Below are 24,298 nucleotides of genomic sequence, written 5' to 3'. Positions count from 1 at the left end.
GAAAAGGCTTAAACTGATTTCTGCATAAAAAAATGCATATCTTTAAAGTCCATTTCTAATAATTAAAAACACGATAAAACCTATGAACAAGCGCGAAGAATTAATCATTAAGTACGCCGCTGAGCTAAAAGATAAGTTTGGATTAGAACCTGAGATGGATTTGCTTACCAAAATTACCATTGGCTGCGGACCGTCTATTTATAATGCAGATTCTGCGACAGTCTCCAGTTCAGATGATTCGGAATTGGAACGAGTAAAAACCAATTTCTTGATTAAAAAATTGGGGCTTGAGGATACTCCAGAATTGGATGCAGCTATTAATTCCGTGATAGATAATTATGGGCGCTCCAATAGGACTAAATATAGAGTGGTAGTCTATTATTTGTTGACGAAACATTTCAGTAAGGAAACGGTTTATTAATCCTTCGATATAAGAATAGAAAAGCGCTACAAAGATGTAGCGCTTTTTGTTTTTGGGTTCACTATTATGCTTAACTTTGCCGCATGATACACATAGGAGAATACAATACGTTAGAAATTGTAAGAGAAACCGAGCCTGGTTTGTTTTTGTCTGATAAGGAAGATAACGAGGTGTTGTTGCCTAACCGTTATGTTCCGGAATCTTTTGAGATTGGAGATGAATTGGAAGTCTTTGTTTATTTGGATAACGAAGAGCGTTTGGTGGCTGTTACAGATCATCCGTACATTACCAAAGGCGATTTCGCCCTTTTAAGATGTAATGCCGTGACCAAATTCGGGGCTTTTTTGGACTGGGGAATGGTGAAGGAGCTGTTCTGCCCGTTTAAGGAGCAGGTCTTTAAAATGAAAGAAGGCGGTTGGTATTTGGTACATTGTTATCTAGATGAAGAAACCGAAAGATTGGTGGCTTCGAGCAAGACCAATAGATTTTTGGATAACACGAATCTCACGGTTGAAGTGTTTGATGAAGTAGACCTAATTGTATCTCATCCTTCGGAAATTGGGATGAATGTTATCGTGAACAAAAAACACCAGGGACTTATTTTTAAGGACAATATCTTTAAGGATCTGAGTGTTGGCGATCGTTTGAAAGGTTTCGTCAAGAAGATTCGCAAGGATAATAAGTTGGATATTGTACTGGAGCAAATTGGCTATAGAAGTATAGAACCCAATGCCGATATTATTCTGAAGGAATTAAAGGATAATGGTGGTTATTTAGAACTTACCGATAAATCCGATCCTGAACTTATCAAGGAGGTACTTCAAATGAGTAAGAAGAACTTTAAAAAGGGGATTGGCAATTTGTACAAGCAACGCTTGATAGAGATTAAAGAGGATGGAATTTATTTGGTCTAGGCGTAAATTGTAATTGACCTAAAACCCATTCGGTAGCATCTGCGAGTGTATTGAAACGCTTTCTTTTAATGCTGAAATAGTGTTCCTCAATGGCCAACATACGTTTGGTATTGTGGTTGTAGGTAACAACGGCATAAGCTTTAATATGGCTTACTTTGCTGCTGTTTTCAAGGGCATCTACAAGGTCTACAGAAAAGGAGTGCACACGGTTGGAAATAAAGCCGTAGGGTTGGTCGCCAAAAATCTCATCGCATAAATCAAAGATTTCCTCAAAATCCTTAAAGGCCACGTTGGTGCCTTGCCTAAATTCGGCAACTACGTAATTGCTGAAAAAATGAAAGTCACCTATTTCAATACAATAAGTGGCTTCCACGTTTTTAGCGAAAGGCGATTCCAATACTTTCATTTCTTAACAAAATCTAACAACCAAAACAAAATTAGGGAGCAAGATTTTCCCTACCAAAAAAATGAATTCATATTAGTTGTAAATATGTATTTTTACGCTGAAATTAATTATCATGAGTAATATAAATTGGAAAACGGCCAAGGAATACGAAGATATCACGTATAAAAAATGCGATGGTGTGGCACGTATTGCGTTTAACAGGCCAAATGTTAGGAATGCCTTTAGGCCCAAGACAACAAGTGAATTATATGATGCCTTTTACGATGCCAATGAAGATGTAAATATCGGGGTGGTATTGTTATCTGCAGAAGGACCGTCAACCAAAGATGGCGTGTATTCTTTTTGCAGTGGAGGAGATCAAAAGGCGAGAGGTCATCAAGGTTATGTTGGAGAAGATGGTTACCATCGTTTAAATATTTTGGAAGTACAACGATTGATTCGTTTTATGCCTAAAGCAGTGATCGCGGTGGTGCCAGGATGGGCTGTTGGTGGCGGCCATAGTTTACATGTGGTTTGCGATTTAACTCTGGCCAGTAAGGAACATGCCATTTTTAAACAAACCGATGCCGATGTCACCAGTTTTGACGGTGGTTATGGATCTGCCTATTTAGCTAAAATGGTGGGGCAGAAAAAGGCAAGAGAAATATTTTTCTTAGGAAGAAATTATTCTGCTCAGGAAGCTTTTGAAATGGGAATGGTAAATGCCGTGATACCTCATACCGAATTGGAAGATACCGCTTTTGAATGGGCTCAAGAAATATTGGCAAAATCCCCAACTTCCATTAAAATGCTAAAATTCGCGATGAACCTTACCGACGACGGAATGGTAGGGCAGCAAGTATTTGCGGGAGAAGCGACGCGTTTGGCCTATATGACAGATGAGGCTAAAGAAGGTAGAAATGCCTTTTTGGAAAAGCGTAAGCCTAACTTCGACAAAAAGTGGATTCCTTAATTAGCTAGTACTATTTTATGAGTAAACTTAGCAGCTGGATTTCAGCATTTCGTTTGCGTACCTTGCCTTTGTCTTTATCTGGGATTATTATTGGAAGCTGTTTGGCAACCTATAATGGTCTTTTTGATATGGCTATTTTTGTGTTGGCAATGTTGACCACCGTTGGCTTTCAAATTCTATCCAATTTGGCCAATGATTATGGTGATGGCGTAAAGGGAACCGACAACGAAAACCGATTAGGACCACAACGAGCCATTCAAAGTGGAAGCATTACGCCTACACAAATGATGGAGGCGATCAAGATTAACATTTTAATAGTGATTGTGTTGTCATTGTCCCTAATCTATGTGGCAATGGGGCATGAGTATTTAGTATATTCCATAATTTTTATTGTGTTGGCTGCGGCCTGTGTGTATGCGGCTATCAACTATACTATGGGAGATTCGGCATATGGCTATAGAGGTTTGGGAGATGTTTTTGTGTTCATATTTTTTGGTTTGGTTAGTGTTATGGGAAGCTATTTCCTTTATGCCAAACAATTGGATCACGTTCTGGTATTACCTGCAATTGCTTTGGGCCTATTGAGTATAGGAGTTTTGAATCTGAATAATATGAGAGATATAGATTCCGATACCTTATCCAATAAAATTACCATAGCAGTGCGATTGGGGAAGCAAAAAGCGAAGATATACCATTATGTTTTAGTGGGAGGGGCTATTTTATGTGGAGCATTGTTTGGTGTTTTGTATTATAATTCGCCTTATAACTTAATTTTTGTATTGGCTTTTATTCCGTTGTTTAAGCACTTGATTAGTGTCAAAAAAGCAAAAACATCAGAAGATTTAGACAAGCAGCTGAAACCACTTGCATTAACAACCTTCCTATTTTCTTTATTACTGGGAATAGGGCATATTTTATAGAAAATTTAACTTTAAAATGTTGTAAATCAGTTCTTTAGTTGTATCTTTACAGTAATAATTTTGTAGGTCAACAATTTATGCTATATGTTGGCAATAAAATTTGGGGCTTTGAAACTCAGATAAATTGTTAAATTTATCTGAGTTTTTTTGTTTTACTAATTCCATAACCAATTATTCCATGAAAATTACATTTTACGGGCATGCCTGCCTTAAGATAGAAGTAAACGATGTTCATATTCTTGTAGACCCTTTTATAACTGGAAACCCTAAAGCAGACCAGATAGATATTGAGACCATTAAAGCCGACTATATTTTGTTGACCCACGCCCACCAAGACCACACTTTGGATGCAGAGGTTATTGCCAAGCAAAACAATGCCATTATTGTTTCCAATTTTGAAGTGACCAATCATTACGAGTCCAAAGGGATTGAAGTTCACCCTATGAACCATGGCGGTAAATGGGATTTTGAATTTGGAGTGGTGAAATATGTTAACGCCATTCATACGTCCTCATTTCCAGATGGCAGTTATGGTGGCCAACCGGGAGGTTTTGTGATTGAAGGAGAACATAAAAATATTTATATCGCAGGAGATACCGCATTGACCATGGACATGAAATTGATCCCGATGCGCACCAAATTGGATTTGGCAGTGCTGCCAATTGGGGATAATTTCACTATGGATGTGGACGATGCCATTATGGCCAGTGATTTTGTGGAATGCGATAAGGTGTTGGGCTACCATTACGATACCTTCGGCTATATTGAAATTGATCATGAAGAGGCCAAACGCAAGTTTTTCGATGCCAATAAAGATTTAATGCTTCTAGAAATAGGAGAGGGCATTGAGCTTTAATCACAAAATTCCAAATACTTACTTTTTAACTGCTAAACTGTAACAGTACAGAGAAATCCTCATCTGTATACTAGAAAGATTAAATTTTAAGGTTATGAAAAGGATCAAATTACCATTTACGTTTTTATGCATTATTGTTTTAAGTGCTGTTCAATTAGGTTTTGGACAGGCTAACACGTTTGAAGTATCTTCATTTGATAAGGTTATTGTGAGTCCACATATAGAGGTTATTTTTAGAAGCGGAGAAAAAGAAAGTGTGGTTGTAGAGATGTTGGGCGAACCTATTGAAAAGCTTAATGTAGAAGTCAAAAATAAAACACTTCAGTTGTATTTGGATGGCGCACAATTTGTAACTACCCATGATAAAAATACGGTAACAGGATATGGTTCGGTTCCATTGTATGATGGCACCATTGTAAAAGCTGTTGTTACTTATAAAGATGCCGATAAATTCTCTTTAAGAGGCGAAGAGCGTTTTCTATTTGAAGACATTGTGCAAATGTCAAAATTAACCATGAATATTTATGGAGAATCGCAAGTTTACATGAATGAGGTTATTTTAAAAGATCTGAAAGTGACCATTTACGGAGAAAGCTTTTTAAGGATTGATAAAGGAAGTATCGAGAATCAGAAGTTTACGGCTTACGGGGAAGCTACGGTTAATACCATAGACGTTAACAATAATTCTACTAAAATTACAGCATACGGAGACGGAACATTTCAATGCAATGTATCTGGACGTTTAAAAGTAGTTGCTTACGGAGAGCCTGTAATTACCTATAAAGGGGATCCTGTTTTAGATAGTGGTCTTAAAATAGGAGAGGTCTCTTTAGTAAAAGTAGAGTAATATATTTAGGATGGCTACTTTTTAGGATCTTGGACTAAGAAGGTCTTGGAATTTAGCCATTCCGTTCTTAAATCATCACTTAATTTTCCACTACCGTCATGTCTCCACCCCGGAGGCTTTAACAAGTAAAGGATTCTACTTCTCAAAGAAATTTTTGTTTGGAAGAAGTCTTTAAACATCTGAAACCATTCTAAAAATGCTATTTTAAAAGGGTTGTAGGTATGTATGTTCTTTACCAATCCATAAGTCACTTTTTCATCTTCCAATTCTGGTTGAAACGTTCCAAACAATTTATCCCAAATTATCAGTATCCCGGCATGGTTTCGGTCTAAATACAAAGGGTTACTCCCGTGGTGTACTCGGTGATGGGAAGGGGTGTTCATAATGGCTTCAAACCAATTGGGCATTTTGTTGATCGCTTCCGTATGAATCCAAAATTGGTAGAGTAGGCTTATGGACATTTGCAGTAAAATCATGGCAGGATGAAATCCTATAAGTGGCAACCACAACCAAAATACAAAAGAATAAAACCCACCAGACCAAGTCTGCCTAAGCGCAGTGCTTAGGTTGTAGAGCTCAGATGAATGATGAACCACATGCGAAGCCCAAAATAATCGACATTCATGGCTAATTCTGTGGAACCAATAATATGAAAAGTCATCCGCAAAAAATAGCAGTACAAAACTCCACCATGTTATTGGGATGGTCATGATTCTAAAATGGTTGTAAATGTAGAACAATCCCATTAACACAATTCCTTTACTTATAAATCCCAAGAGCACATTGCCAATTCCCATGGCAATGGAGGATAGGGCATCTTTGGCTTGATATCCTTTTAAATTTTGCTTGGTTGTAACGTACAGCTCTAGGGCCATGGCCAATATAAATACAGGAATGGCAAAGTGGATGATGTTTGGAAAATCTGGCATTTAATGCGATATTTGAATTCTAAAATTACAGATTTTTAATTGTCTTTTTCATTTTATATTCCTTAAAAGTTTTATTGTTATGACCTTTTCCTTGCGTGCCTTAGCCTTGTTGTGCTTTATTACTACAAGTCAGTTTTTGTTTAGTCAAAATCCGAATCAAACGGGGAGTTGGTACATGTATTTTTACAAACACCAGTTTCAAAATAGTCAATTTGGGATTCAAGGGGATGTACAATATCGCAATTGGAATATCATAGGAGACTTGGAGCAGCTGTTATTACGTTCAGGCGTCACCTATCAACCAAAGGAAGCAGATGTATTGTTTACTTTGGGGTACGCTCATGTTACTTCGGGAGCCTTGGGGGATTCTAATGATACCAGTGCAGAAAGTAGAATATATCAAGAAGCTTTGTTGCCGCAAAAAGTGGGAGGACGTTTTTATTTAACGCACCGATTTAGGTATGAGCAGCGCTTTGTGGAAGATCAGGATTTTAGAACGCGCTACCGCTATAATTTGTTTCTCAATATTCCTTTCACAGCAAAAACAATAAGTCCTAAGGTGTTTTATGCCGCGCTTTATAACGAACTCTTTGTAAATGGCCAAACCGATATTGGAGACGGCAGGGAAGTGGAACTGTTTGACAGGAACCGAACTTATTTAGGAGTTGGTTATGTATTGAATGAATCCATTCGTTTTCAATTGGGTTGGATGAACCAAAAAACGGCCAATAATGGCAAGGCGCAATTTCAGGTAAGCATGCATCATAAGTTTTAATTAAGGTGTATTTTTGTGGGTATATGAATGCAACGTATCATCAATACATTTTAAATTTTAAGCAACCCAGTGGCACTTCCAGAGGCATATTACGAACTAAGGAGACTTGGTTTATTGTTTTGGAATCCGAAGGTAAACGAGGAATAGGAGAGTGCGGCATCTTGAGAGGATTGAGTGCCGATGACCGTCCAGATTACGAACAGCAGTTGCAATGGACTTGCAATAATATTGAGATGGGCTTGGAGGCCTTGCTTGAAAAGAATCGAGAATTTCCAAGCATTCAATTTGGGTTGGAAATGGCTTTTAGGTCTTTGGCAAGCACATCTCCCTTTTTGTTGTTTGAAACCAATTTTACAAAGGGGACAGATGCTATTCCAATTAACGGTTTAATTTGGATGGGAGATGAAGCTTTTATGAAACAACAGATTGGAGCTAAAATTGAAGCTGGTTTTGGTTGTATCAAGATGAAAATTGGCGCGATAGATTTCGATACTGAAATCAGTCTGTTGAAGTCTATCAGAAAAGAGTTTAGTTCAAAGGATATAGAACTTAGGGTGGATGCCAATGGAGCCTTTACTCCCGAAGAAGCATTAGAAAAGCTCAAACGCCTTTCCAATTTGGATTTACATTCCATTGAACAACCGATTAAACAAGGGCAATTTGAAGAGATGGCAGCCTTGTGTGAAAAGACGCCTTTGCCTATCGCATTGGATGAAGAGTTGATAGGAGTTTACGATTCAAAGGAAAGACCGAAGCTTTTAGATAAGATTAATCCGCAATTCATCATTTTAAAGCCCAGTTTTATTGGAGGATATCATGGAAGCGAAGAATGGATTAATATGGCCGAAGAGCGGCAAATAGGCTGGTGGGTAACTAGTGCCTTGGAAAGCAATGTTGGGTTAAATGCGATTGCTCAATGGACCTATACCTTAGATCAAAACCAACCTCAAGGTTTGGGAACGGGAAGTTTATTTACCAATAATTTCGATAGTCCTTTAGAAGTCAAGAAAGGGGCTTTACATTACAATAACACCTTACATTGGAATTTTAATTTATAACATATGTATATAGAACAAGCATATAAAGTTTTGCACGAATGGTGGCGCTATGCCGTAGGGGTTTTGCTTATAATTATTGCGGTAATTATTGGGCAAATTCCTTTTACCGGAGCAGTTTTTTTGGAAGCCCATAACGAAGGGATGGACATGTTTAATATGAATGAGCAAACCATGATGACTATGTTGGAGCCAAATTTGAACCTGTTTTTAATGCTACTGTCTTTTGCGGTGGGGTTGGCAGGTGTTTTGTTTGTGGCAAAGACTATTCACCATCAAAGTATTCGCTCGTTAACCACGAGTAGACAAAAAATAGATTGGAAGCGGTTTTGGTTTGCTTTTATTTTCTGGGGAATTGTCTCTACAGGGCTGTCATTGTTGGATTATTTTATGAATCCTGAAGGCTATGTGTTGAACTTTAAACTAGTGCCGTTTTTAATTCTTTGTGCTGTTGCTATCGTAATGGTGCCACTTCAAACCAGTTTTGAAGAGTATTTGTTCCGAGGGTATTTAATGCAGGGAATAGGTGTAATTACCAAAAACAAATGGATGCCGCTACTGTTGACATCTGTAGTGTTTGGAGGATTGCATATAGCTAATCCAGAAGTAACCCAATTGGGCTATATAATTATGATTTATTATATCGGGACAGGATTATTTTTGGGTATCCTAACCTTAATGGATGAAGGAATGGAACTGGCTTTGGGATTTCATGCGGCCAATAATTTGTTTACGGCTTTGTTGGTAACCGCAGATTGGACAGCTTTCCAAACACATTCAATATTAAAAGATATGTCCAGCCCAACAGCGGCTGGTTTTATGGATGTGTTTGTGCCCGTATTTATTCTATTCCCAATATTACTATTTGTATTCGCTAAAAAATATAATTGGACCGATTGGAAAGGGAAATTGTTTGGAAGTGTTGAAGAACCGCCTGCAGAGGACTATAAAATTATAGAATAAAAAAAGCGACCAATTTGGTCGCTTTTTGTTTATGTATTCCGAGAGGAATTATTCCACAGGCTTTAATAAAATGGCAGCTTTGTTAAAATCGGATGCGGCATTGATGACCTCTCTAAACTCTTCGTAGCGATCTAAATCGTATTCCACAGTTTTGTAGAACTCTTGAATGGTGATAATGATTTTGTTGCCTTCCAATTTATAACTGGATTCAAACTTGGCCAGTTTTTCACCTTTATCGTTTTTGTAGCTTTTGTTCAGGTTTAAGCTGCTCAAACCTTCAGCAGTATACCCTTCTGGAATATGAACGGTAATGGTGTAATCGTATTGGTTTGGATAGCTCATTTCAATAGGATTCACACGTTCGGTCTCTTGGTACAATTCACTTTGGGTTCCAATAATAAGTCCCACTTGGAAAATATAGCTGTCACCAGCATCTTCAATCAAAGATTCCGAAGAGACTTTAGAGTTCACAATAAAAGGAACATTATACTTGGTTTGGTTGATGTCATTGTTCTCGGTAGAAAAGCTTATTTCCTGTTTGTCTTCAACACCAGAACTGGTTAAATACTCCTTAAACTCTTTGATACCTTGCTCGCTGGATAGATTTAAAATAGCTCTATTGGTGGCAGACCAGTGACCAGTATATTCTTGGTGCATTTCAATAATGGCACTTTCAATATCATCATTAAAGGTAATATCAGTCGTACGTTTTACTTGGCTGTAGTTAGGGTCATTTTGCTCAATTTTTTGGAAATAATGCCCTAAATCTCGTTTGATGTAAAGCCCATAGTTGCCAAGAATGTTTGCAGGAGCTTCCCCAACTCGGTATTCAATGCGGTCTGGAGCAATGTATTTTTTCTCCGTAGGCAAATAGATTAAAAACTCTCTGAGCATGCTCGGGATAAAGAATGTAGGATCGAATTTATATTCAAATCTACTGGCTGTAATTACCACTTCATATTCAACATCCAAAGCTTTTAGGTAATGGGCGTAGGCTTTTAAAATCCCAAAACTACTGGCGGAACGGTTCTCCAAAATGTAGTCTAAATTGGAAAGTTCTTCGTTGTTATTTTTTACAATGTTGAAGTTGCTCTTTATGAAATTATCCACACGAGAGGCTTTTTCAAACGTCGACATGTCTGTTTTACCTTCCGTGATAAGCGGAAGATCGTTACTTACTTTAGGAGATACTTCTGAAGGAAAGAATTTGGTTCCTACGTTATAGGAAACATTGGTCCAAAACATCTCTTGAGAAATATCCTGTCCGTTAGGGAAACATTGGTAAACCACCGCTATTTTGTTGGCGTCGGGAGTGGCGTATTCTTCTTCAACCATAGCTGGAATATCCTTTAAAACAAGTGATTTTGCATTGTTTCCGTCTACAGTGATATCCTCAAATTTTACATCGGTTCTGTATGCTTTTACGTTGGATTTTAGGTTTCCAGTAATGAAAGTGAATTCAGCATTCTTGATTTTGTAATTACTTTGGATGGTTTCGGCTCCATACATGTCGAATTCTTTTTCAACGGTGTATAAAACCTCAATTTCCGAACCTTTTTCCACTCCTTCAATGGCGAAAATCTTAAAGTCTCCGTATTCGTCTACGTTTTTGACTTCCTTTATGTTCTCTTGGTTCAAGACCGTTACCTTTCCTTTTGGGCTAATGGTTCTGGCCTTGATGTCTACCACTTTTTTAACCTCGTACATCGGGATGTACACGGTGTTGTGTCTGGCAATCCCTTTGTCATCATTTACGCGAGTAATGGTATGCTCGGTCTCATAACGTTTGGGCTCCGGAGACATGATATTTGCCGAATATTCAACAATGTGCTTTTTTAGAATTCCTATGGAAGATTCTTCGGTTTCTTCCTTGGTGAGTTTATGTAATTTGGGTTTCTTTTCCCAATCATAGGTTCTGAATTGCTGTGCAAAACTGCTGCTTGTAGTAAGGAGCAGTACAATAAGAGCTCTTTTTATCATTATAATTTTTCTAGTATTATACTTTTCTTGTAGGCTTTGATGAGGCTTTTGATAAAGCTGTTCCAACTCTCAAATTCATCATTTTGGATGCTTAGGGTTTTAACGTAGATGTCTTTGTGTTGGGTAAGGATATTGCCATCTACGGAATAAGTGATTTTGTAACCGTAATGTGGGTTTTCAAAACTCAATTCTTCAGGAATATAACTCACTTTGTACCCTTCAGGGATCGTTAAATGGCTTATAAATTGCTTCTCGAATAGGTAGTCTATTTTCTTGCTGTATTTTCTACCCTCCAAGTCTAAGCCACTTTTGGAAAGACTCCTGTCAATATTTAAATTGATATAGGTTTTGTTACCAATGGTTTTGGCATAGTTTTCAATATTCAAATCGTACTGAAGAACCAAAGGCGTTTGTTTGTTGTTGAAATTTGCCTTGGTAATATTGGTGTACTTGGTTTTATTGTTGCCCAAAGCCAAGTTGGTGTTTAAAAACTGTTCATCGGTTTGGTCATTTTTTTTGAAGGTATAGTCCGAAATGAAATCTACTTTTTCATATCCCGTCATTTCCCTTTTTTCCGTCACTTTTACAGAAGTGTCATCCAAAGTAAATTCACTGGTGACTTTTGAAATACTTTTGCTAGCATCTTGAACGGGCACTTTAATGATTTTGTAAGTATCCTTGTCTATTCCTAATAGGGCTTCTTTGGTTTGTGTGAAACCACTAGGCATTCCGTAAGGGACATAACTGTCCGTCGCATCCAGGAAAATGGTGTCTTTTTCAACAATTGCCGTGTTGATCATATGGTTATCAACCATAGGAGTAGGGACGTCGTGGTAAGAATATTGGCGGTCTCTAGTACCAATCCATGTGCGATACGATTCAATACCGACGTGGTTGAGCATTTCGTAAAGCAAATTGGCCATGTCTTTACAATCGCCGTAACGCTTGTCGCATACGCTGGCTGCGCCACGAGGAATAAAACCTCCAAGCCCATCTTCAAAGGCCACATAAGTGATATTGTCTTGTACCCAATTGAAGATCGCTTCGGCTTTTTCTTGTTTAGTACTTAAATTTTTGGTGATGTTATCGGCAATATCATATACCTTTTTTAAGTCCTTATCATCTATTTGTTCCACCAAAGAATTGTACCAGTTGTAAAGGTCGGACACGTCATTTAAGACATTGTATGTTTTGCCTTCTTCCGTATAGTTTTTAATGTAAACGATGATATGTGGAAGGTAATACAACGCAGATTCGGTGTCATCTTCTCCTTGAAACCCTTGAATGTTATTTGCAGTCCAAGTATAGGTGTAACCGTTAGGGGAATCTTCTTTTTTGAAGTTTACATCAATGTTTTTTGTGTTGAATTCAATATGTCCAATAGTAACATTTTTAGGGAACTCAATAGACAATTGTGCACTTTTGGTAGGCACATACGTTCCAAAACGGAATAGCCCCAAAAAGTGAGGGTCCTTGATGATTTCCTTATAGCTTAAATTGGTAATGGCCCCCTTGGTAACCGCAGGAAAAATAAAGCTTTTGGATTCTTGGTCGCTATAAAACACACCGTTGTCAAAATCTCGCTTGGTTTCAATATAGTCGACCTTTATTTTCTTGTCGGAGCTAGGAATGTAGGTATAGGCATCAATATCTTCAATGGTCCTAAAGCTATCAAAACTCATGGATTCGTTGGCAAAATAAAGCTTGTTGGAAGTTAGATATTCTGCCTGCTCCGAAATGTTGTTTGAAATATCAAACTTATGTTCATTCAACTTGATCTGAATGTGCTCGTGACGCTTGAGGTAAATGAAGTCTTCGTCGGAAAAATCTTGAGCAAATATGAAAAAGGGGCTTAACAGTAGGAGTAATATGGTCTTGTTCATAGATTCGTTCTTAATTTTCAAATATATTTTTTTTAATTTTAAATTTTAACGTAAAATCAGTTAAAAATAGCATAATTTTAGCTTATCTAATACCGTACCACAATGATTCCAAGTTACGATAAAATACATTTAAGGTTTAAGCTCAACGGTTCTAGTTATGATAAAGAATCGCTTAAAGAAGTGAGCTACAGTTTGATAAAGGAAGGAGAGGCCTACGAGAAAATAATAGGAGATTTTTTGTTGGATTGGCTTGATGATAAGGAGTCTGTTGAAGTGAAAACTTCGGGATCTACGGGCACGCCAAAGGTAATTTCGGTGAGTAAACAAGCTATGGTACATTCGGCCTTGGCTACAGGAAATTATTTTAAGTTGTCTCCGGGAGATAGAGCACTTCATTGTTTGCCTACCAATTTTATTGCGGGTAAAATGATGTTGGTAAGAGCTATGATTTTAGGGTTGGAACTAGATATGGTTGCGCCTTCTAGACTCCCTGCTTATGATGACCAAGTGGTTTACGATTTTTGTGCCATGATCCCCATGCAGGTGAAAGACAATTTGGAACGATTGAAAAACATTAAAACCTTGATTGTTGGAGGGGCTGCATTTCCGGCCACTTTAATGCCTTTCATTCAAGACCTGCCAGGAAACGTATATGCTACTTATGGTATGACTGAAACCTTGAGTCATATTGCGGTAAAACCATTGAATCATCTAAAAAAAGCAGCACATTTTCAAGTGTTGGAGGGCATTGATATTTCTCAGGACGAACGTGGCTGTTTGGTGATTGATGCGCCCGATTTAATGGTTGAAAAATTAGTGACCAATGATATAGTAGAATTGTATTCAGATAAAGAGTTTGATGTTTTGGGACGTATTGACAATGTCATTAATTCTGGAGGAGTTAAGTTGTTCCCTGAGCAAATTGAAGCCAAATTGGATTCCAATATCGGACAACGCTTCTTTATTTCTTCTGAAGAGGATGAAGTTCTAGGGGAGAAGGTGATATTGGTAGTGGAGAAAGATGATAGCTCCATTACACCATCTACATTTAAGGTATTGGACAAGTTTGAAAAACCAAAAGCGGTTTACGTATTGGAGCAATTTGAGGAAACCATCTCCGGTAAAATAAGGCGAAAAAATACATTAGAACTTTTAAAGAAACACTCAAAACAAAAACCACTCATTTGAGTGGTTTTTTGATTATATGATAGGTTGAATTAGTTGTTTCGTATTCTGCCAGACCCAGAAACTTTGGTATCTTCTTTTGCAGGATTGCCTTTATAGCTTACAGAGCCAGAACCTGCCACACGAGCTTTTAAAATCTCTTTTGAGTATACTTTGGCGCTACCAGATCCAGCTACGGAGACATCGGTGTTGTTTGAAATTAATTTGTAGGCTTCCAAATCTCCCGATCCCGCAACACTAGCTTCCAGTGAAGTGGTGTTTCCTGAAAGGACCAAATCCCCCGATCCGGCCAAACTGGCTTCAACTGTATTCGCTTCCACCGAAATTTTTAAATCTCCAGACCCAGCCATTTCCACATCAAAATGATTGGAGACAATGGTGTCTTCGTTCCAAAGGTCTCCGGAACCGGCAAAGGACACCTTCTCAATATCTGTAAAAGGGATGGTGATTTTTATTGGTTTGTTGCTGCTGGTTCTAAGGTTAGCCGAGTTTTCAACCTTAATGATCAACCGTTCGTTTTTTACTTCGGTTACAATGTATTCCAGTAAATTGGCTTCACCTTCCAAGATTATTTGGCCCTCTGTGCCTTTTACCAAAACATAGTCAAACGATCCTGCGCAACTAATGGTATTATAGTCTGATGTTGTTCGGGTAATGGTTGTAACATTGCCATTTCCCTTTACTTTCTTTTGAGCTTGAGTGGTGCCTATGGCAAAAATTGCGAATAGACATAATGCTAATCTTTTCATGGTGTTAGATTTTTTTGAATGTGACACTTCCGTAATCGGATGAAATTTTAATGTTGTTGGAGGAGGAGGCGTCTCCGTGATATCCTAAGTAATAGTTTCTCGAAGATTCTTCTTTCTCCTTGGTGAAATGGAATTCATCAGCATCTCTTAAGGAAGCGTATTCCAAATCGATTTCAAAGTTGAAGCTGTAGCCCGCTTGATAACCAATCGTGATTCCTACATAATCGGTGTCGATATTGATATTGCCGGCATTGGAAGCCATTTCATCAATTTTTAGGGAACCGTAATCTGCATTAATAGACACATTTTTGTAGACCTTCCCAATTCTTGTGGTAAGATAATCTCCATTGCCCTCTACGTTGTTGATGTTTTCAATGGTCATGGAGCCATAATCACATCTGTATTTAATGTTTTCTCCAATTTCTACCACCGATTTGGTATAATCGGCAACGATATCGAGATCCTTTGTTTTAGCTACGGTAAAGGCACTATAATCGGCATTGATATTTCCGCTTTTAATGTATTCGAAGTAGCTGTTTTTGGTATAATCAAAACGAATTTCGTTGCCATCCGCCATGAGTTCTTTGGTAGTGATTTTACCGTAATCGCATTTTAGAATAGCTCTTCCCTCAAGCTTGTCCAGGTTTATAAAACCATAATCGTTATTGAGGTCTACACTGTTGGAAATTGGCAATTTCACAAGGTAATTGATTTCCATGTTCACATTGTTGTTGTTTCCCCAGCTCCACCATGATTTGGATTTGTTTTTGTTGAAAATGGTTCTGGCTTCCACAAGATTGGAGTTGGCATTGAACTCAACTGTAATGTCATTCAATTTGGCTTCTACCTTTTCAAGGTCGTTGCCGTTGGTTTTGATATTTACTTCAATGGTAGTGGTGCTACCGCTGTAGGTGACCACATTGATGTTGCCGTAGCTGTTGTTGATTTTTAACAAGGCATTTGGGCTAACGGGAAATTCCTTTTTTATGGTTTTTTCCTTGGTATGCTTGCCCTTCCAGTTCATGGAATTGCTAGCAATGCTCACTGCCGAAATCAATAGGAAGGCAATGGCGAGTTTATATGGTAAGTTTGTTTTCATTGTATTCTTGCTTTAACTGTTTTACTTGTTTTATGTTTTCCAAAACATCGTTGAGTAGATCTATTCTGCTTTGGAAGTTTGAAATCATGGCGTAGATTACGCGTTTATCATCGCCACTTTGTGTTAAATCTATTTTGAGGGCTTCATATTTATTTTCTAGAATTTCCATTTGTTTAAGGGCATCGTCAATGAGCTTTTCCGTTTCAGGGGAGCGTTCGCTCTTAAGTGTAGCCAGTTCTTGCTCAATGGCAGCCGTAAAGAAGGTTTGCGTTTCTGATAATTCAGGAGACACACTGGCTAAATCTTTTGGCTCTGGCTGCTGCATGAATACGGTAAAAAGTCCAAGGGCCACAATAATGGAGGCTGCAATGGCTAGAGCACTTTGCCAATAGGAGCGCTTCATCCTTGGCTGAACAACAATGGAAGTTTGGCTTGGATTCTGCATTTGCAATTTTTCCAAGAAACGCCCTTGATGGCCTAGGTTTGGCATCTCGTAATCCAAGTCGTCCTTTATGGAGTCAAACAGTTTGTCTAGATTATCTCGTTTCATCGTTTTGTTTAATGTTCAGTTATTAACTGAAGTTTTTGTCTGAGGCTATCTTTGGCTCTGGATATCATGGTGCGGCAATTGGCATATGAAATATTCATGATTTCGGAAATCTCGTCATAGTCGTAGCCTTCAACTAAATGAAGGGTTAGGCATAGTTTGTAGTTTTCTTTCAAGGTTTTCATCGTGTCAATTACCTGTTTAGCTTTTAAGTTGGTAAACTCATGATCTTCGGGGATGCCATCTTGATCTTCAACTTTGTAAAGGATATCATCCAAATGAACATCATTGTGCTTACTGTTCTTGTTGTATCTATGGATACTGTTGTTAATTGTTATTCGTTTTAACCAAGCTCCAAATGTGCTGTAAACCTTTAGGCTGTCCAATTTTGTGAAAGCCGTTAAAAAGGACTCCTGCATGATGTCTTCAGCTTCATATTTGTCTTGAACAATCCTATAGGCGGTATTGTACATGGCTCTGTAATACCTATTATAGACTTCCATTTGAGCCTTTTGGTTGCCGTTATTACAGAGTTGCAATAAGTGCTCTATATTTTGATTGGTCAAGGTCAAAAAAACAATTGTTTAGTATAAAGATATCGTTGAATGGAATTTGTTACACTTTGCGTAAAAAATTGTACAGTCTTTTTTTAGCAATGGCATAACTATTGAATAAATATAGCGGTAAATAATGTAAAAACACTGTAAAACATTGGTTTGTAGTGGGCATTAAAAATTGTTTAACGTAAGTAATGTGTAAATTCTGTTACTAAAGAGGTGACAGAATGACCAAAATATATCTATGGCAAAATCTAATTTTTTAAGTCTTGACAGTTTGTCATTTCAGGAATTTGATGAAAATTCAGAATTAATTCCTTTAATGACCCCTGAAGATGAGGCAGAAATCAATAATGAAGTCCTACCGGATTCACTCCCAATATTGCCTTTGCGCAATACGGTGTTGTTTCCAGGTGTGGTGATTCCTATTACTGCTGGTCGCGATAAATCCATTAAGTTGATCAACGATGCCAACAGTGGCGGGAAGGTAATAGGAGTAGTATCTCAAAAAGACGAAAATGTGGAAGATCCTTCAGGAAAGGATATCTTCAAAACAGGGACCGTAGCCAAAATCCTTAAGGTATTAAAAATGCCCGATGGCAACACGACTATTATCATTCAAGGGAAAAAGCGCTTTGAAATAGATCAAGTAGTTAGTGAGGATCCTTATATGACAGCTACCATTAAGGATTTAATGGAGGCAAAACCAGGACCAAACAATGATGAGTTTGCAGCCATTATAGAATCTATTAAGGATTTGGCGCTTCAAATTATCAAGGAAAGTCCAAATATTCCAACCGAAGCAAGTTTTGCTATCAAGAATATTGAAAGCAATTCGTTCTTGGTGAACTTTGTGTCTTCCAATATGAACCTTTCGGTTGAAGAAAAGCAAAGGCTTTTGGAAATAAACGATTTGAAGGAACGTGCTTTGGCAACCTTGAAATATATGAATTTGGAGTTCCAGAAATTGGAGCTTAAAAATGATATCCAGTCCAAGGTTCAAAGTGATATGAACCAACAGCAACGCGAGTATTTTCTTCATCAGCAAATGAAAACCATTCAAGAAGAGCTTGGAGGTACTTCATATGAGGAGGAAATCGAGGAAATGAAATTGCGTGCCAAGGATAAGGTTTGGAGTGAGGATGTAGAGGAGCATTTCAATAAGGAAATTTCCAAATTGCAAAGAATGAACCCTCAGGTTGCAGAATATTCCATCCAACGTAATTATTTGGATTTGTTCCTGGATTTACCTTGGAATGAATACAGTACGGATATTTTTGATTTAAAACGCGCAAGAAAAATATTGGACCGTGACCATTATGGTTTGGACGATGTCAAGGATAGAATCATTGAGTATTTGGCGGTTTTAAAACTGCGTAACGATATGAAATCTCCTATTTTGTGTTTGTATGGACCTCCTGGGGTTGGTAAAACCTCTTTGGGGAAATCTATTGCAGAGGCATTGGGTAGGGAATATGTAAGAATGTCATTGGGTGGTTTACGTGATGAAGCCGAAATTAGAGGGCATCGCAAAACCTATATCGGGGCTATGCCAGGAAGAATCCTGCAAAGTCTTAAAAAGGCCGGTACTTCAAATCCTGTGTTTGTTTTGGACGAGATAGACAAATTATCTAACAGTCACCAAGGAGATCCGTCTTCGGCTATGTTGGAAGTATTGGACCCAGAGCAAAACAGTGAGTTTTATGATAACTTTTTGGAAATGGGTTATGACCTTTCCAAAGTTATGTTTATTGCTACGTCCAATAGTCTTAATACCATTCAACCTGCGTTGAGGGATAGAATGGAAATCATCAACGTAAGCGGTTATACTATTGAAGAGAAAGTAGAAATTGCCAAGCGTCACTTGTTGCCGAAGCAATTGGAAGAGCACGGACTTTCAGTAAAGGATTTGAAAATTGCCAAACCCCAATTGGAGAAAATTGTAGAAGGCTATACACGTGAATCCGGAGTGAGAGGATTGGAAAAGCAGATTGCCAAAATGGTAAGACATGCAGCCAAAAATATCGCCATGGAGGAAACTTATAATATTAAGGTGACCAATGAAGATATCATCAAGGTGTTGGGAGCTCCAAGATTGGAACGTGATAAATATGAAAACAACAATGTTGCTGGTGTGGTAACAGGCTTGGCTTGGACAAGTGTAGGAGGGGACATCCTCTTTATCGAATCCATTTTATCCAAAGGAAAGGGAGCTTTAAACATTACCGGTAATTTAGGTAAAGTCATGAAGGAGTCGGCTACCATTGCAATGGAGTACATTAAATCCCATGCCGAGGAATTTGATATCGATCCAGATGTTTTTGAAAAATACAATGTGCATATCCACGTGCCGGAAGGAGCAACGCCTAAAGATGGGCCTAGTGCAGGGGTAACTATGTTGACCTCATTGGTGTCTTTGTTCACGCAGCGAAAGGTAAAGAATAGCTTGGCCATGACAGGGGAGATTACTTTAAGAGGAAAAGTGTTGCCTGTTGGTGGAATCAAGGAAAAAATCTTGGCTGCTAAACGCGCTAGAATTAAGGAAATTTTACTTTGTGAAGAAAACAGACGTGATATTGAAGAAATAAAAGCTGAATACCTAAAAGGGCTTAAGTTCCATTATGTTACTGATATGAGTGAAGTGTTGAAAATTGCACTCACCAATCAAAAAGTAGATAATGCAAAGACTTTATAAGTGTATTGGAGCAGAAACAACAAAAACCTCAATGAAAATTGAGGTTTTTTTATGCAAGAAAAATAAATCAAACATGCACTCGTTTTAAGTAAGATTTGTTTACTTTGCACACCTATGCTAAAGAGGTTTACCACTTTTTTTTGTCTTTTCACCGTATCAACCATTTACTCGCAATTAGGCGGTGAATCTACCTATCAATTTCTAAATCTTGTGTCTTCTCCAAGGCAAGCTGCTTTGGGAGGAAAGGTGATTACCAACTACGATTATGATGTTACGGGAGCTATATACAACCCCGCAACCATCAATGATGAAATGGACAATCAGTTGGCCTTAAACTACACAAGTTATTTGGGAGGTATCAGTTATGGTACGGGGGCCTACGCCTATACTTGGGACCGAAGAGTACAAACCTTTCATATGGGGGTTACCTATATTAATTATGGTGATTTTGATGGCTACGATGAGAATGGAGTGTCTACAGGTTCCTTCTCAGGAAATGAAGCGGCGATATCTTTTGGATATGCAAGACAAATAGGATATTCCGATTTTTATTTTGGAGCGAACGTAAAGTTTATAACTTCCAAGCTGGAGCAGTACAATTCTATTGGGGCTGCTTTAGATTTGGGGGTCATTTATATTGATGAGGATTTAGGTTTTCATGCGGCTTTAACGTTAAGGAATGCTGGAACTCAATTCAAAACCTATGCAGGACAAAATGAAAGTCTTCCGTTGGAAGTGAATTTAGGATTGTCGCAGCAATTGGAAAATGTTCCATTACGATGGCATTTAACTTTCGAGAATTTACAGGAATGGCCAATTGGGGTTTCCAACCCGGCAAGAGCCACTACCGATTTGGAAGGGAATCAAACCCAGGAAAAAGTTGGCTTCTTTAATCAAGTATTGCGTCATACTATTGTGGCCGCAGAATTGTTTCCAGATCGCGGGTTTAATTTAAGATTGGGCTATAACTTTAGACGATCGGAGGAATTGCGAATTGAAGATCAGCGTAATTTTTCGGGATTATCTTTTGGAGTTGGCTTGAAACTTAATAAATTAAGGTTCAGTTATACCCATGCCCGATACACCAGTGCTTCAAACACTAACTTTTTAGGATTGCAAATAGATTTGAGATAATGCAGAATATTACCATAGCCATAGACGGCTTTTCTTCAACAGGTAAAAGTACGGTAGCAAAATCCTTGGCAAAAGCTTTAGGTTACGTTTATGTGGATTCTGGTGCCATGTATAGAGCAGTGACACTGTATGCCATGAGGCATAAATATATTGATGGAACACATTTCAATAGGGAAGGACTGTTAAATCAATTGGATGACATTGCTATTTCATTTCAATTCAATCCAGATTTAGGCTATGCCGAAGTATACCTAAACGGTGAAAACGTTGAAAAGGATATCAGGACCTTGGAGGTTTCCAATTTGGTGAGCCAGATTGCTGCGGTGCCGGAAGTTCGTGAAAAACAAGTGGCCTTACAAAGAAAAATAGGAGAGGACAAGGGGGTTGTGATGGATGGAAGAGATATCGGAACTGTAGTATTTCCAAATGCCGAATTGAAAATATTCATGACAGCTTCTCCCGAAACAAGGGCCAAACGTCGCTATGATGAATTGGTACAACGTGGGGACGAGGTAGATTATGAATCGGTGTTGCAAAATGTGCAGACACGTGATCATTTGGACTCTACCAGAAAAGATTCCCCTCTCATCCAGGCTGAAGACGCTATCTTGATTGATAATTCTCACTTAAGCCTGCAAGAGCAGTTCGATAAAATTTTGGAACTGGCACAAAAGGCTATTTCGGTAAAAAATAGCTAATAGAAATCCTTCTTTTTAATTATTTAAAATCAGCAGTTTATACTTTGTGTGAATTGTTTGTTTATTTTGTTTTATAGTTGTATTTTTGCACTCCTTTTTGGCGGATTGGAAAAGTAAAAAAGGACTTTGATAAAAATAAACAATAATTCTTCTGTGTGTTTCCGCATGACACTTTTCAAATATACAGAATACAAATTATTATCAGCACATGGCTGAAAACGCAAAACAAGCAGAAGTTGAAGCAACTGAAGCTAAAACTGTAAAGGCTCCAGTATCTGAAGCTCAAGCAAACCCAGAAAAATTCTTAAAAGATTTCAACTGGCACAATTACGAAGAAGGAATTGACCAAGTTGACGATCAACAATTGAAAGAATTTGAAAAATTAGTTTCTGAAAATTTCGTTGACACTTTAGATGACGAGGTTGTAGAAGGTGTAGTAGTTCACATTACAGATCGTGACGCTATTATCGACATCAACGCTAAATCTGAAGGTGTAATCTCTTTAAACGAGTTTCGTTACAACCCACATTTAAAAGTAGGAGACAAAGTAGAAGTATTGATCGATGTTCGTGAAGATGCTACTGGACAATTGGTGTTGTCTCACCGTAAAGCTCGTGTAATCAAAGCTTGGGATCGTGTTAACGCTGCTCACGAAAGTGGAGAAATCGTTAACGGTTTCGTTAAATGTAGAACTAAAGGTGGTATGATCGTTGACGTATTCGGAATCGAAGCATTCTTGCCAGGTTCTCAAATCGACGTGAAGCCAATTAGAGATTACGATCAATATGTAAATAAAACTATGGAATTCAAAGTTGTTAAGATCAACCACGAATTTAAGAACATAGTAGTATCTCACAAAGCACTTATCGAAGCTGACATCGAAGAACAGAAAAAAGAAATCATCGGTCAGTTAGAAAAAGGTCAAGTATTGGAAGGTGTTGTTAAAAACATTACATCTTACGGTGTGTTTATTGATCTTGGTGGTGTAGATGGATTAATTCACATTACTGACCTTTCTTGGTCAAGAATTAACCACCCGAACGAAATTGTGGAACTAGACCAAAAACTTAACGTTGTAATCCTTGATTTTGATGAAAACAAATCAAGAATCCAATTAGGATTGAAGCAGTTGAGCAAGCACCCTTGGGAAGCGCTTGGAGAAGACGTTAAAGTAGGAGACAAAGTAAAAGGTAAAGTAGTTGTAATTGCAGATTACGGTGCATTTATCGAAGTAGCTGACGGTGTAGAAGGATTGGTTCACGTTTCTGAAATGTCTTGGTCAACTCACTTACGTTCTGCTCAAGATTTCGTATCTGTTGGAGATGAAATCGAAGCAGTTATCTTGACTTTGGATAGAGAAGATCGTAAAATGTCTCTTGGTATCAAGCAATTGACTCCAGACCCATGGACAGACATTACTTCTAAGTACCCTGTAGGTTCTCACCACACAGGTATCGTACGTAACTTTACAAACTTTGGTGTATTCGTAGAATTGGAAGAAGGTATTGACGGATTGATCTACATCTCTGATTTATCTTGGACTAAGAAAATCAAGCACCCAAGTGAATTCTGTAACGTAGGAGACAAGTTAGACGTTGTAGTATTGGAATTGGATGTTGAAGGACGTAAACTAAGTTTAGGTCACAAACAAACTACAGACAATCCTTGGGATAAGTACGAAACTGAGTTCGCGATCAACACAACTCACACTGCTGAAGTTACTGAGATCGTAGACAAAGGTGCTACTGTAGAGTTCAACGAAGATATCGTAGCGTTTGTTCCTGCTCGTCACTTAGAAAAAGAAGACGGTAAGAAACTTAAGAAAGGTGAAGAAGCTGAATTCAAAATCATTGAGTTCAATAAAGAATTCAAGCGTGTTGTAGCCTCTCACACTGCTATCTTTAGAGCTGAAGAAGCTGCCAATGTAAGAGCTGCTGCTGAAAAAGCAGAAGCACAAGCTGCAGAAGCAAAACCTACTTTAGGAGATGCTAATGACGCATTACAGGCACTTAAAGATAAAATGGACGGTAAGAAATAATTCAAACCGCATTAAGCCTAAAAAGCCTTCAGATTTCTGAAGGCTTTTTTTATATCTTAAATCCAAAATCTGCATTGTATACAAGGATTTTTTAACTTAAATTTGTAATCCAAATACCTTTGGAAACAATATGAGTCAAAAAGTATTACTTAATGCTAAAGAGGTTAATATCATTCTTCATCGATTGGCCTGTCAACTCATTGAAAATCATAATAATTTTACCGATACTGTTCTTATAGGAATTCAACCTAGAGGGAAGTATTTGGCGCAGCGTTTGGCAAAAATGTTGCAAGATGAATACCATGTAGAGCAACTGCATTTAGGCTTTTTGGACATCACTTTTTTTAGGGATGATTTTAGAAGAGGGGATAAAACCCTAGAAGCCAACAGCACGGAAATCAACTTTTTGGTAGAAGGTAAAAATGTTGTGTTTATTGATGATGTACTGTACACCGGAAGAAGCATAAGAGCAGCCTTAACAGCCATACAGTCCTTTGGAAGGCCTAAAGAAATTGAATTGTTGACCCTGATAGACCGTCGCTTCAGCAGACACTTGCCCATTCAACCAACCTACAGTGGACGTCAAGTAGACGCCATCAATAAAGAAAAGGTGATAGTGAACTGGCAGGAAAACGAAGGAGAAGACTCTGTGTATCTCGTTGAAAAGGAAGTTTCAGGGTAAACTTAAAAGAATA

The 24,298-nt window shown here is 38.1% G+C and carries 23 protein-coding genes; 15 read left to right on the top strand and 8 right to left on the bottom strand.

The features are described from left to right. The first annotated feature begins 82 nt into the window (after positions 1-82). Entirely contained in the window at positions 83-421 is a 339-nt protein-coding gene (locus BKM32_RS11910; RefSeq protein WP_076663970.1) for a DUF2853 family protein, read from the top strand. Between the two features lie 83 nt (positions 422-504). Further along, positions 505-1,335, top strand: coding sequence for a S1 RNA-binding domain-containing protein (locus tag BKM32_RS11905; RefSeq protein ID WP_076663969.1), 831 nt, complete (start codon positions 505-507; stop codon positions 1,333-1,335). Here BKM32_RS11905 and BKM32_RS11900 read toward each other — a convergent pair. After that, positions 1,307-1,741, bottom strand: coding sequence for a hypothetical protein (locus BKM32_RS11900; RefSeq protein ID WP_076663968.1), 435 nt, complete (start codon positions 1,739-1,741; stop codon positions 1,307-1,309). The two genes, BKM32_RS11905 and BKM32_RS11900, sit on opposite strands and share 29 nt — an antisense overlap. A gap of 112 nt (positions 1,742-1,853) precedes the next feature. Between BKM32_RS11900 and BKM32_RS11895 the strand changes: the two genes are divergently transcribed. The 4 genes from BKM32_RS11895 (at position 1,854) to BKM32_RS11880 (ending at position 5,316) form a co-directional block, all read left to right on the top strand. Then, positions 1,854-2,693 carry a 1,4-dihydroxy-2-naphthoyl-CoA synthase gene (locus tag BKM32_RS11895; protein ID WP_076663967.1) on the top strand — a complete coding sequence of 280 codons (840 nt, stop codon included), beginning with the start codon at positions 1,854-1,856 and terminating at the stop codon, positions 2,691-2,693. 17 nt (positions 2,694-2,710) lie between these two features. Next, positions 2,711-3,613, top strand: a complete 903-nt coding sequence (gene menA / locus BKM32_RS11890) for a 1,4-dihydroxy-2-naphthoate octaprenyltransferase (RefSeq protein WP_076663966.1) — start codon at positions 2,711-2,713, stop codon at positions 3,611-3,613. A gap of 178 nt (positions 3,614-3,791) precedes the next feature. Further along, the gene (locus BKM32_RS11885) at positions 3,792-4,469 is read left to right on the top strand and encodes a metal-dependent hydrolase (protein WP_076663965.1); all 678 of its coding nucleotides are present in this window, start codon (positions 3,792-3,794) and stop codon (positions 4,467-4,469) included. A gap of 94 nt (positions 4,470-4,563) precedes the next feature. Then, on the top strand, positions 4,564-5,316 hold the full coding sequence (locus tag BKM32_RS11880; RefSeq protein ID WP_076663964.1) for a head GIN domain-containing protein: 753 nt from the start codon (positions 4,564-4,566) through the stop codon (positions 5,314-5,316). A 14-nt stretch (positions 5,317-5,330) separates the two neighbouring features. On the opposite strand, the gene BKM32_RS11875 is transcribed toward BKM32_RS11880, so the two are convergent. Next, a complete protein-coding gene (locus BKM32_RS11875) occupies positions 5,331-6,245 on the bottom strand; it encodes a sterol desaturase family protein (protein ID WP_076663963.1) in 915 nt (304 codons plus the stop codon). 79 nt (positions 6,246-6,324) lie between these two features. Between BKM32_RS11875 and BKM32_RS11870 the strand changes: the two genes are divergently transcribed. From BKM32_RS11870 to BKM32_RS11860, 3 genes are read left to right on the top strand one after another with little or no spacing between them, the layout of a single operon-like run. Next, positions 6,325-7,020: a DUF2490 domain-containing protein gene (locus tag BKM32_RS11870; RefSeq protein ID WP_076663962.1), complete on the top strand. Its 696-nt coding sequence runs from the start codon at positions 6,325-6,327 to the stop codon at positions 7,018-7,020. A 23-nt stretch (positions 7,021-7,043) separates the two neighbouring features. After that, on the top strand, positions 7,044-8,078 hold the full coding sequence (locus tag BKM32_RS11865; protein WP_076663961.1) for an o-succinylbenzoate synthase: 1,035 nt from the start codon (positions 7,044-7,046) through the stop codon (positions 8,076-8,078). Positions 8,079-8,081: 3 nt separating this feature from the next. Further along, positions 8,082-9,038 (top strand): CPBP family intramembrane glutamic endopeptidase, encoded by a 957-nt coding sequence (locus BKM32_RS11860; RefSeq protein ID WP_076663960.1) that lies wholly within the window; start codon positions 8,082-8,084, stop codon positions 9,036-9,038. A 48-nt stretch (positions 9,039-9,086) separates the two neighbouring features. On the opposite strand, the gene BKM32_RS11855 is transcribed toward BKM32_RS11860, so the two are convergent. Further along, on the bottom strand, positions 9,087-11,018 hold the full coding sequence (locus BKM32_RS11855) for a DUF3857 domain-containing protein (protein WP_123812110.1): 1,932 nt from the start codon (positions 11,016-11,018) through the stop codon (positions 9,087-9,089). Beyond that, on the bottom strand, positions 11,018-12,901 hold the full coding sequence (locus tag BKM32_RS11850; RefSeq protein WP_076663958.1) for a DUF3857 domain-containing protein: 1,884 nt from the start codon (positions 12,899-12,901) through the stop codon (positions 11,018-11,020). Before BKM32_RS11850 ends, BKM32_RS11855 begins: the two co-directional genes overlap by 1 nt. A 102-nt stretch (positions 12,902-13,003) precedes the next feature. Between BKM32_RS11850 and BKM32_RS11845 the strand changes: the two genes are divergently transcribed. Further along, the gene (locus BKM32_RS11845; RefSeq protein ID WP_076663957.1) at positions 13,004-14,089 is read left to right on the top strand and encodes an AMP-binding protein; all 1,086 of its coding nucleotides are present in this window, start codon (positions 13,004-13,006) and stop codon (positions 14,087-14,089) included. Between the two features lie 29 nt (positions 14,090-14,118). On the opposite strand, the gene BKM32_RS11840 is transcribed toward BKM32_RS11845, so the two are convergent. Genes BKM32_RS11840 through BKM32_RS11825 form a run of 4 tightly spaced genes read right to left on the bottom strand, consistent with a single transcriptional unit; the run spans position 14,119 to position 17,053 of the window. After that, the gene (locus BKM32_RS11840; protein WP_076663956.1) at positions 14,119-14,835 is read right to left on the bottom strand and encodes a head GIN domain-containing protein; all 717 of its coding nucleotides are present in this window, start codon (positions 14,833-14,835) and stop codon (positions 14,119-14,121) included. Positions 14,836-14,839: 4 nt separating this feature from the next. Next, positions 14,840-15,934, bottom strand: a complete 1,095-nt coding sequence (locus tag BKM32_RS11835) for a hypothetical protein (RefSeq protein WP_076663955.1) — start codon at positions 15,932-15,934, stop codon at positions 14,840-14,842. Then, entirely contained in the window at positions 15,912-16,484 is a 573-nt protein-coding gene (locus tag BKM32_RS11830) for a hypothetical protein (RefSeq protein ID WP_076663954.1), read from the bottom strand. The genes BKM32_RS11835 and BKM32_RS11830 overlap by 23 nt, the downstream gene beginning before the upstream one ends. An 8-nt stretch (positions 16,485-16,492) precedes the next feature. Next, on the bottom strand, positions 16,493-17,053 hold the full coding sequence (locus BKM32_RS11825) for an RNA polymerase sigma factor (RefSeq protein WP_076663953.1): 561 nt from the start codon (positions 17,051-17,053) through the stop codon (positions 16,493-16,495). 229 nt (positions 17,054-17,282) lie between these two features. Between BKM32_RS11825 and lon the strand changes: the two genes are divergently transcribed. The 5 genes from lon (at position 17,283) to pyrR (ending at position 24,285) form a co-directional block, all read left to right on the top strand. After that, on the top strand, positions 17,283-19,733 hold the full coding sequence (gene lon, locus BKM32_RS11820; protein WP_076663952.1) for an endopeptidase La: 2,451 nt from the start codon (positions 17,283-17,285) through the stop codon (positions 19,731-19,733). Positions 19,734-19,847: 114 nt separating this feature from the next. Next, positions 19,848-20,867, top strand: coding sequence for a type IX secretion system protein PorQ (gene porQ, locus BKM32_RS11815; protein WP_076663951.1), 1,020 nt, complete (start codon positions 19,848-19,850; stop codon positions 20,865-20,867). Continuing rightward, the gene (gene cmk / locus BKM32_RS11810) at positions 20,867-21,565 is read left to right on the top strand and encodes a (d)CMP kinase (RefSeq protein ID WP_076663950.1); all 699 of its coding nucleotides are present in this window, start codon (positions 20,867-20,869) and stop codon (positions 21,563-21,565) included. Before porQ ends, cmk begins: the two co-directional genes overlap by 1 nt. A 208-nt stretch (positions 21,566-21,773) precedes the next feature. After that, positions 21,774-23,603 carry a 30S ribosomal protein S1 gene (gene rpsA, locus BKM32_RS11805; protein WP_053977682.1) on the top strand — a complete coding sequence of 610 codons (1,830 nt, stop codon included), beginning with the start codon at positions 21,774-21,776 and terminating at the stop codon, positions 23,601-23,603. Between the two features lie 130 nt (positions 23,604-23,733). Beyond that, positions 23,734-24,285, top strand: a complete 552-nt coding sequence (gene pyrR, locus BKM32_RS11800) for a bifunctional pyr operon transcriptional regulator/uracil phosphoribosyltransferase PyrR (RefSeq protein ID WP_076663949.1) — start codon at positions 23,734-23,736, stop codon at positions 24,283-24,285. Positions 24,286-24,298: the final 13 nt, after the last annotated feature.

The sequence above is a fragment of the Mangrovimonas sp. DI 80 genome, assembly GCF_001975575.1.
Taxonomy (GTDB): Bacteria; Bacteroidota; Bacteroidia; order Flavobacteriales; family Flavobacteriaceae; genus Mangrovimonas_A; species Mangrovimonas_A xylaniphaga.
The sequence above is the reverse complement of the archived record's forward strand: the minus strand, read 5'-3'. Positions and strand labels throughout refer to the sequence as shown.

Bases quoted from the DNA above. Each gene is read 5' to 3' on its own strand.
- BKM32_RS11910 (WP_076663970.1), top strand. From the start codon at position 83: ATGAACAAGCGCGAAGAATTAATCATTAAGTACGCCGCTGAGCTAAAA.
- BKM32_RS11905 (WP_076663969.1), top strand. From the start codon at position 505: ATGATACACATAGGAGAATACAATACGTTAGAAATTGTAAGAGAAACC.
- BKM32_RS11900 (WP_076663968.1), bottom strand. From the start codon at position 1,741: ATGAAAGTATTGGAATCGCCTTTCGCTAAAAACGTGGAAGCCACTTAT.
- BKM32_RS11895 (WP_076663967.1), top strand. From the start codon at position 1,854: ATGAGTAATATAAATTGGAAAACGGCCAAGGAATACGAAGATATCACG.
- menA (WP_076663966.1), top strand. From the start codon at position 2,711: ATGAGTAAACTTAGCAGCTGGATTTCAGCATTTCGTTTGCGTACCTTG.
- BKM32_RS11885 (WP_076663965.1), top strand. From the start codon at position 3,792: ATGAAAATTACATTTTACGGGCATGCCTGCCTTAAGATAGAAGTAAAC.
- BKM32_RS11880 (WP_076663964.1), top strand. From the start codon at position 4,564: ATGAAAAGGATCAAATTACCATTTACGTTTTTATGCATTATTGTTTTA.
- BKM32_RS11875 (WP_076663963.1), bottom strand. From the start codon at position 6,245: ATGCCAGATTTTCCAAACATCATCCACTTTGCCATTCCTGTATTTATA.
- BKM32_RS11870 (WP_076663962.1), top strand. From the start codon at position 6,325: ATGACCTTTTCCTTGCGTGCCTTAGCCTTGTTGTGCTTTATTACTACA.
- BKM32_RS11865 (WP_076663961.1), top strand. From the start codon at position 7,044: ATGAATGCAACGTATCATCAATACATTTTAAATTTTAAGCAACCCAGT.
- BKM32_RS11860 (WP_076663960.1), top strand. From the start codon at position 8,082: ATGTATATAGAACAAGCATATAAAGTTTTGCACGAATGGTGGCGCTAT.
- BKM32_RS11855 (WP_123812110.1), bottom strand. From the start codon at position 11,018: ATGATAAAAAGAGCTCTTATTGTACTGCTCCTTACTACAAGCAGCAGT.
- BKM32_RS11850 (WP_076663958.1), bottom strand. From the start codon at position 12,901: ATGAACAAGACCATATTACTCCTACTGTTAAGCCCCTTTTTCATATTT.
- BKM32_RS11845 (WP_076663957.1), top strand. From the start codon at position 13,004: ATGATTCCAAGTTACGATAAAATACATTTAAGGTTTAAGCTCAACGGT.
- BKM32_RS11840 (WP_076663956.1), bottom strand. From the start codon at position 14,835: ATGAAAAGATTAGCATTATGTCTATTCGCAATTTTTGCCATAGGCACC.
- BKM32_RS11835 (WP_076663955.1), bottom strand. From the start codon at position 15,934: ATGAAAACAAACTTACCATATAAACTCGCCATTGCCTTCCTATTGATT.
- BKM32_RS11830 (WP_076663954.1), bottom strand. From the start codon at position 16,484: ATGAAACGAGATAATCTAGACAAACTGTTTGACTCCATAAAGGACGAC.
- lon (WP_076663952.1), top strand. From the start codon at position 17,283: ATGGCAAAATCTAATTTTTTAAGTCTTGACAGTTTGTCATTTCAGGAA.
- porQ (WP_076663951.1), top strand. From the start codon at position 19,848: ATGCTAAAGAGGTTTACCACTTTTTTTTGTCTTTTCACCGTATCAACC.
- cmk (WP_076663950.1), top strand. From the start codon at position 20,867: ATGCAGAATATTACCATAGCCATAGACGGCTTTTCTTCAACAGGTAAA.
- rpsA (WP_053977682.1), top strand. From the start codon at position 21,774: ATGGCTGAAAACGCAAAACAAGCAGAAGTTGAAGCAACTGAAGCTAAA.
- pyrR (WP_076663949.1), top strand. From the start codon at position 23,734: ATGAGTCAAAAAGTATTACTTAATGCTAAAGAGGTTAATATCATTCTT.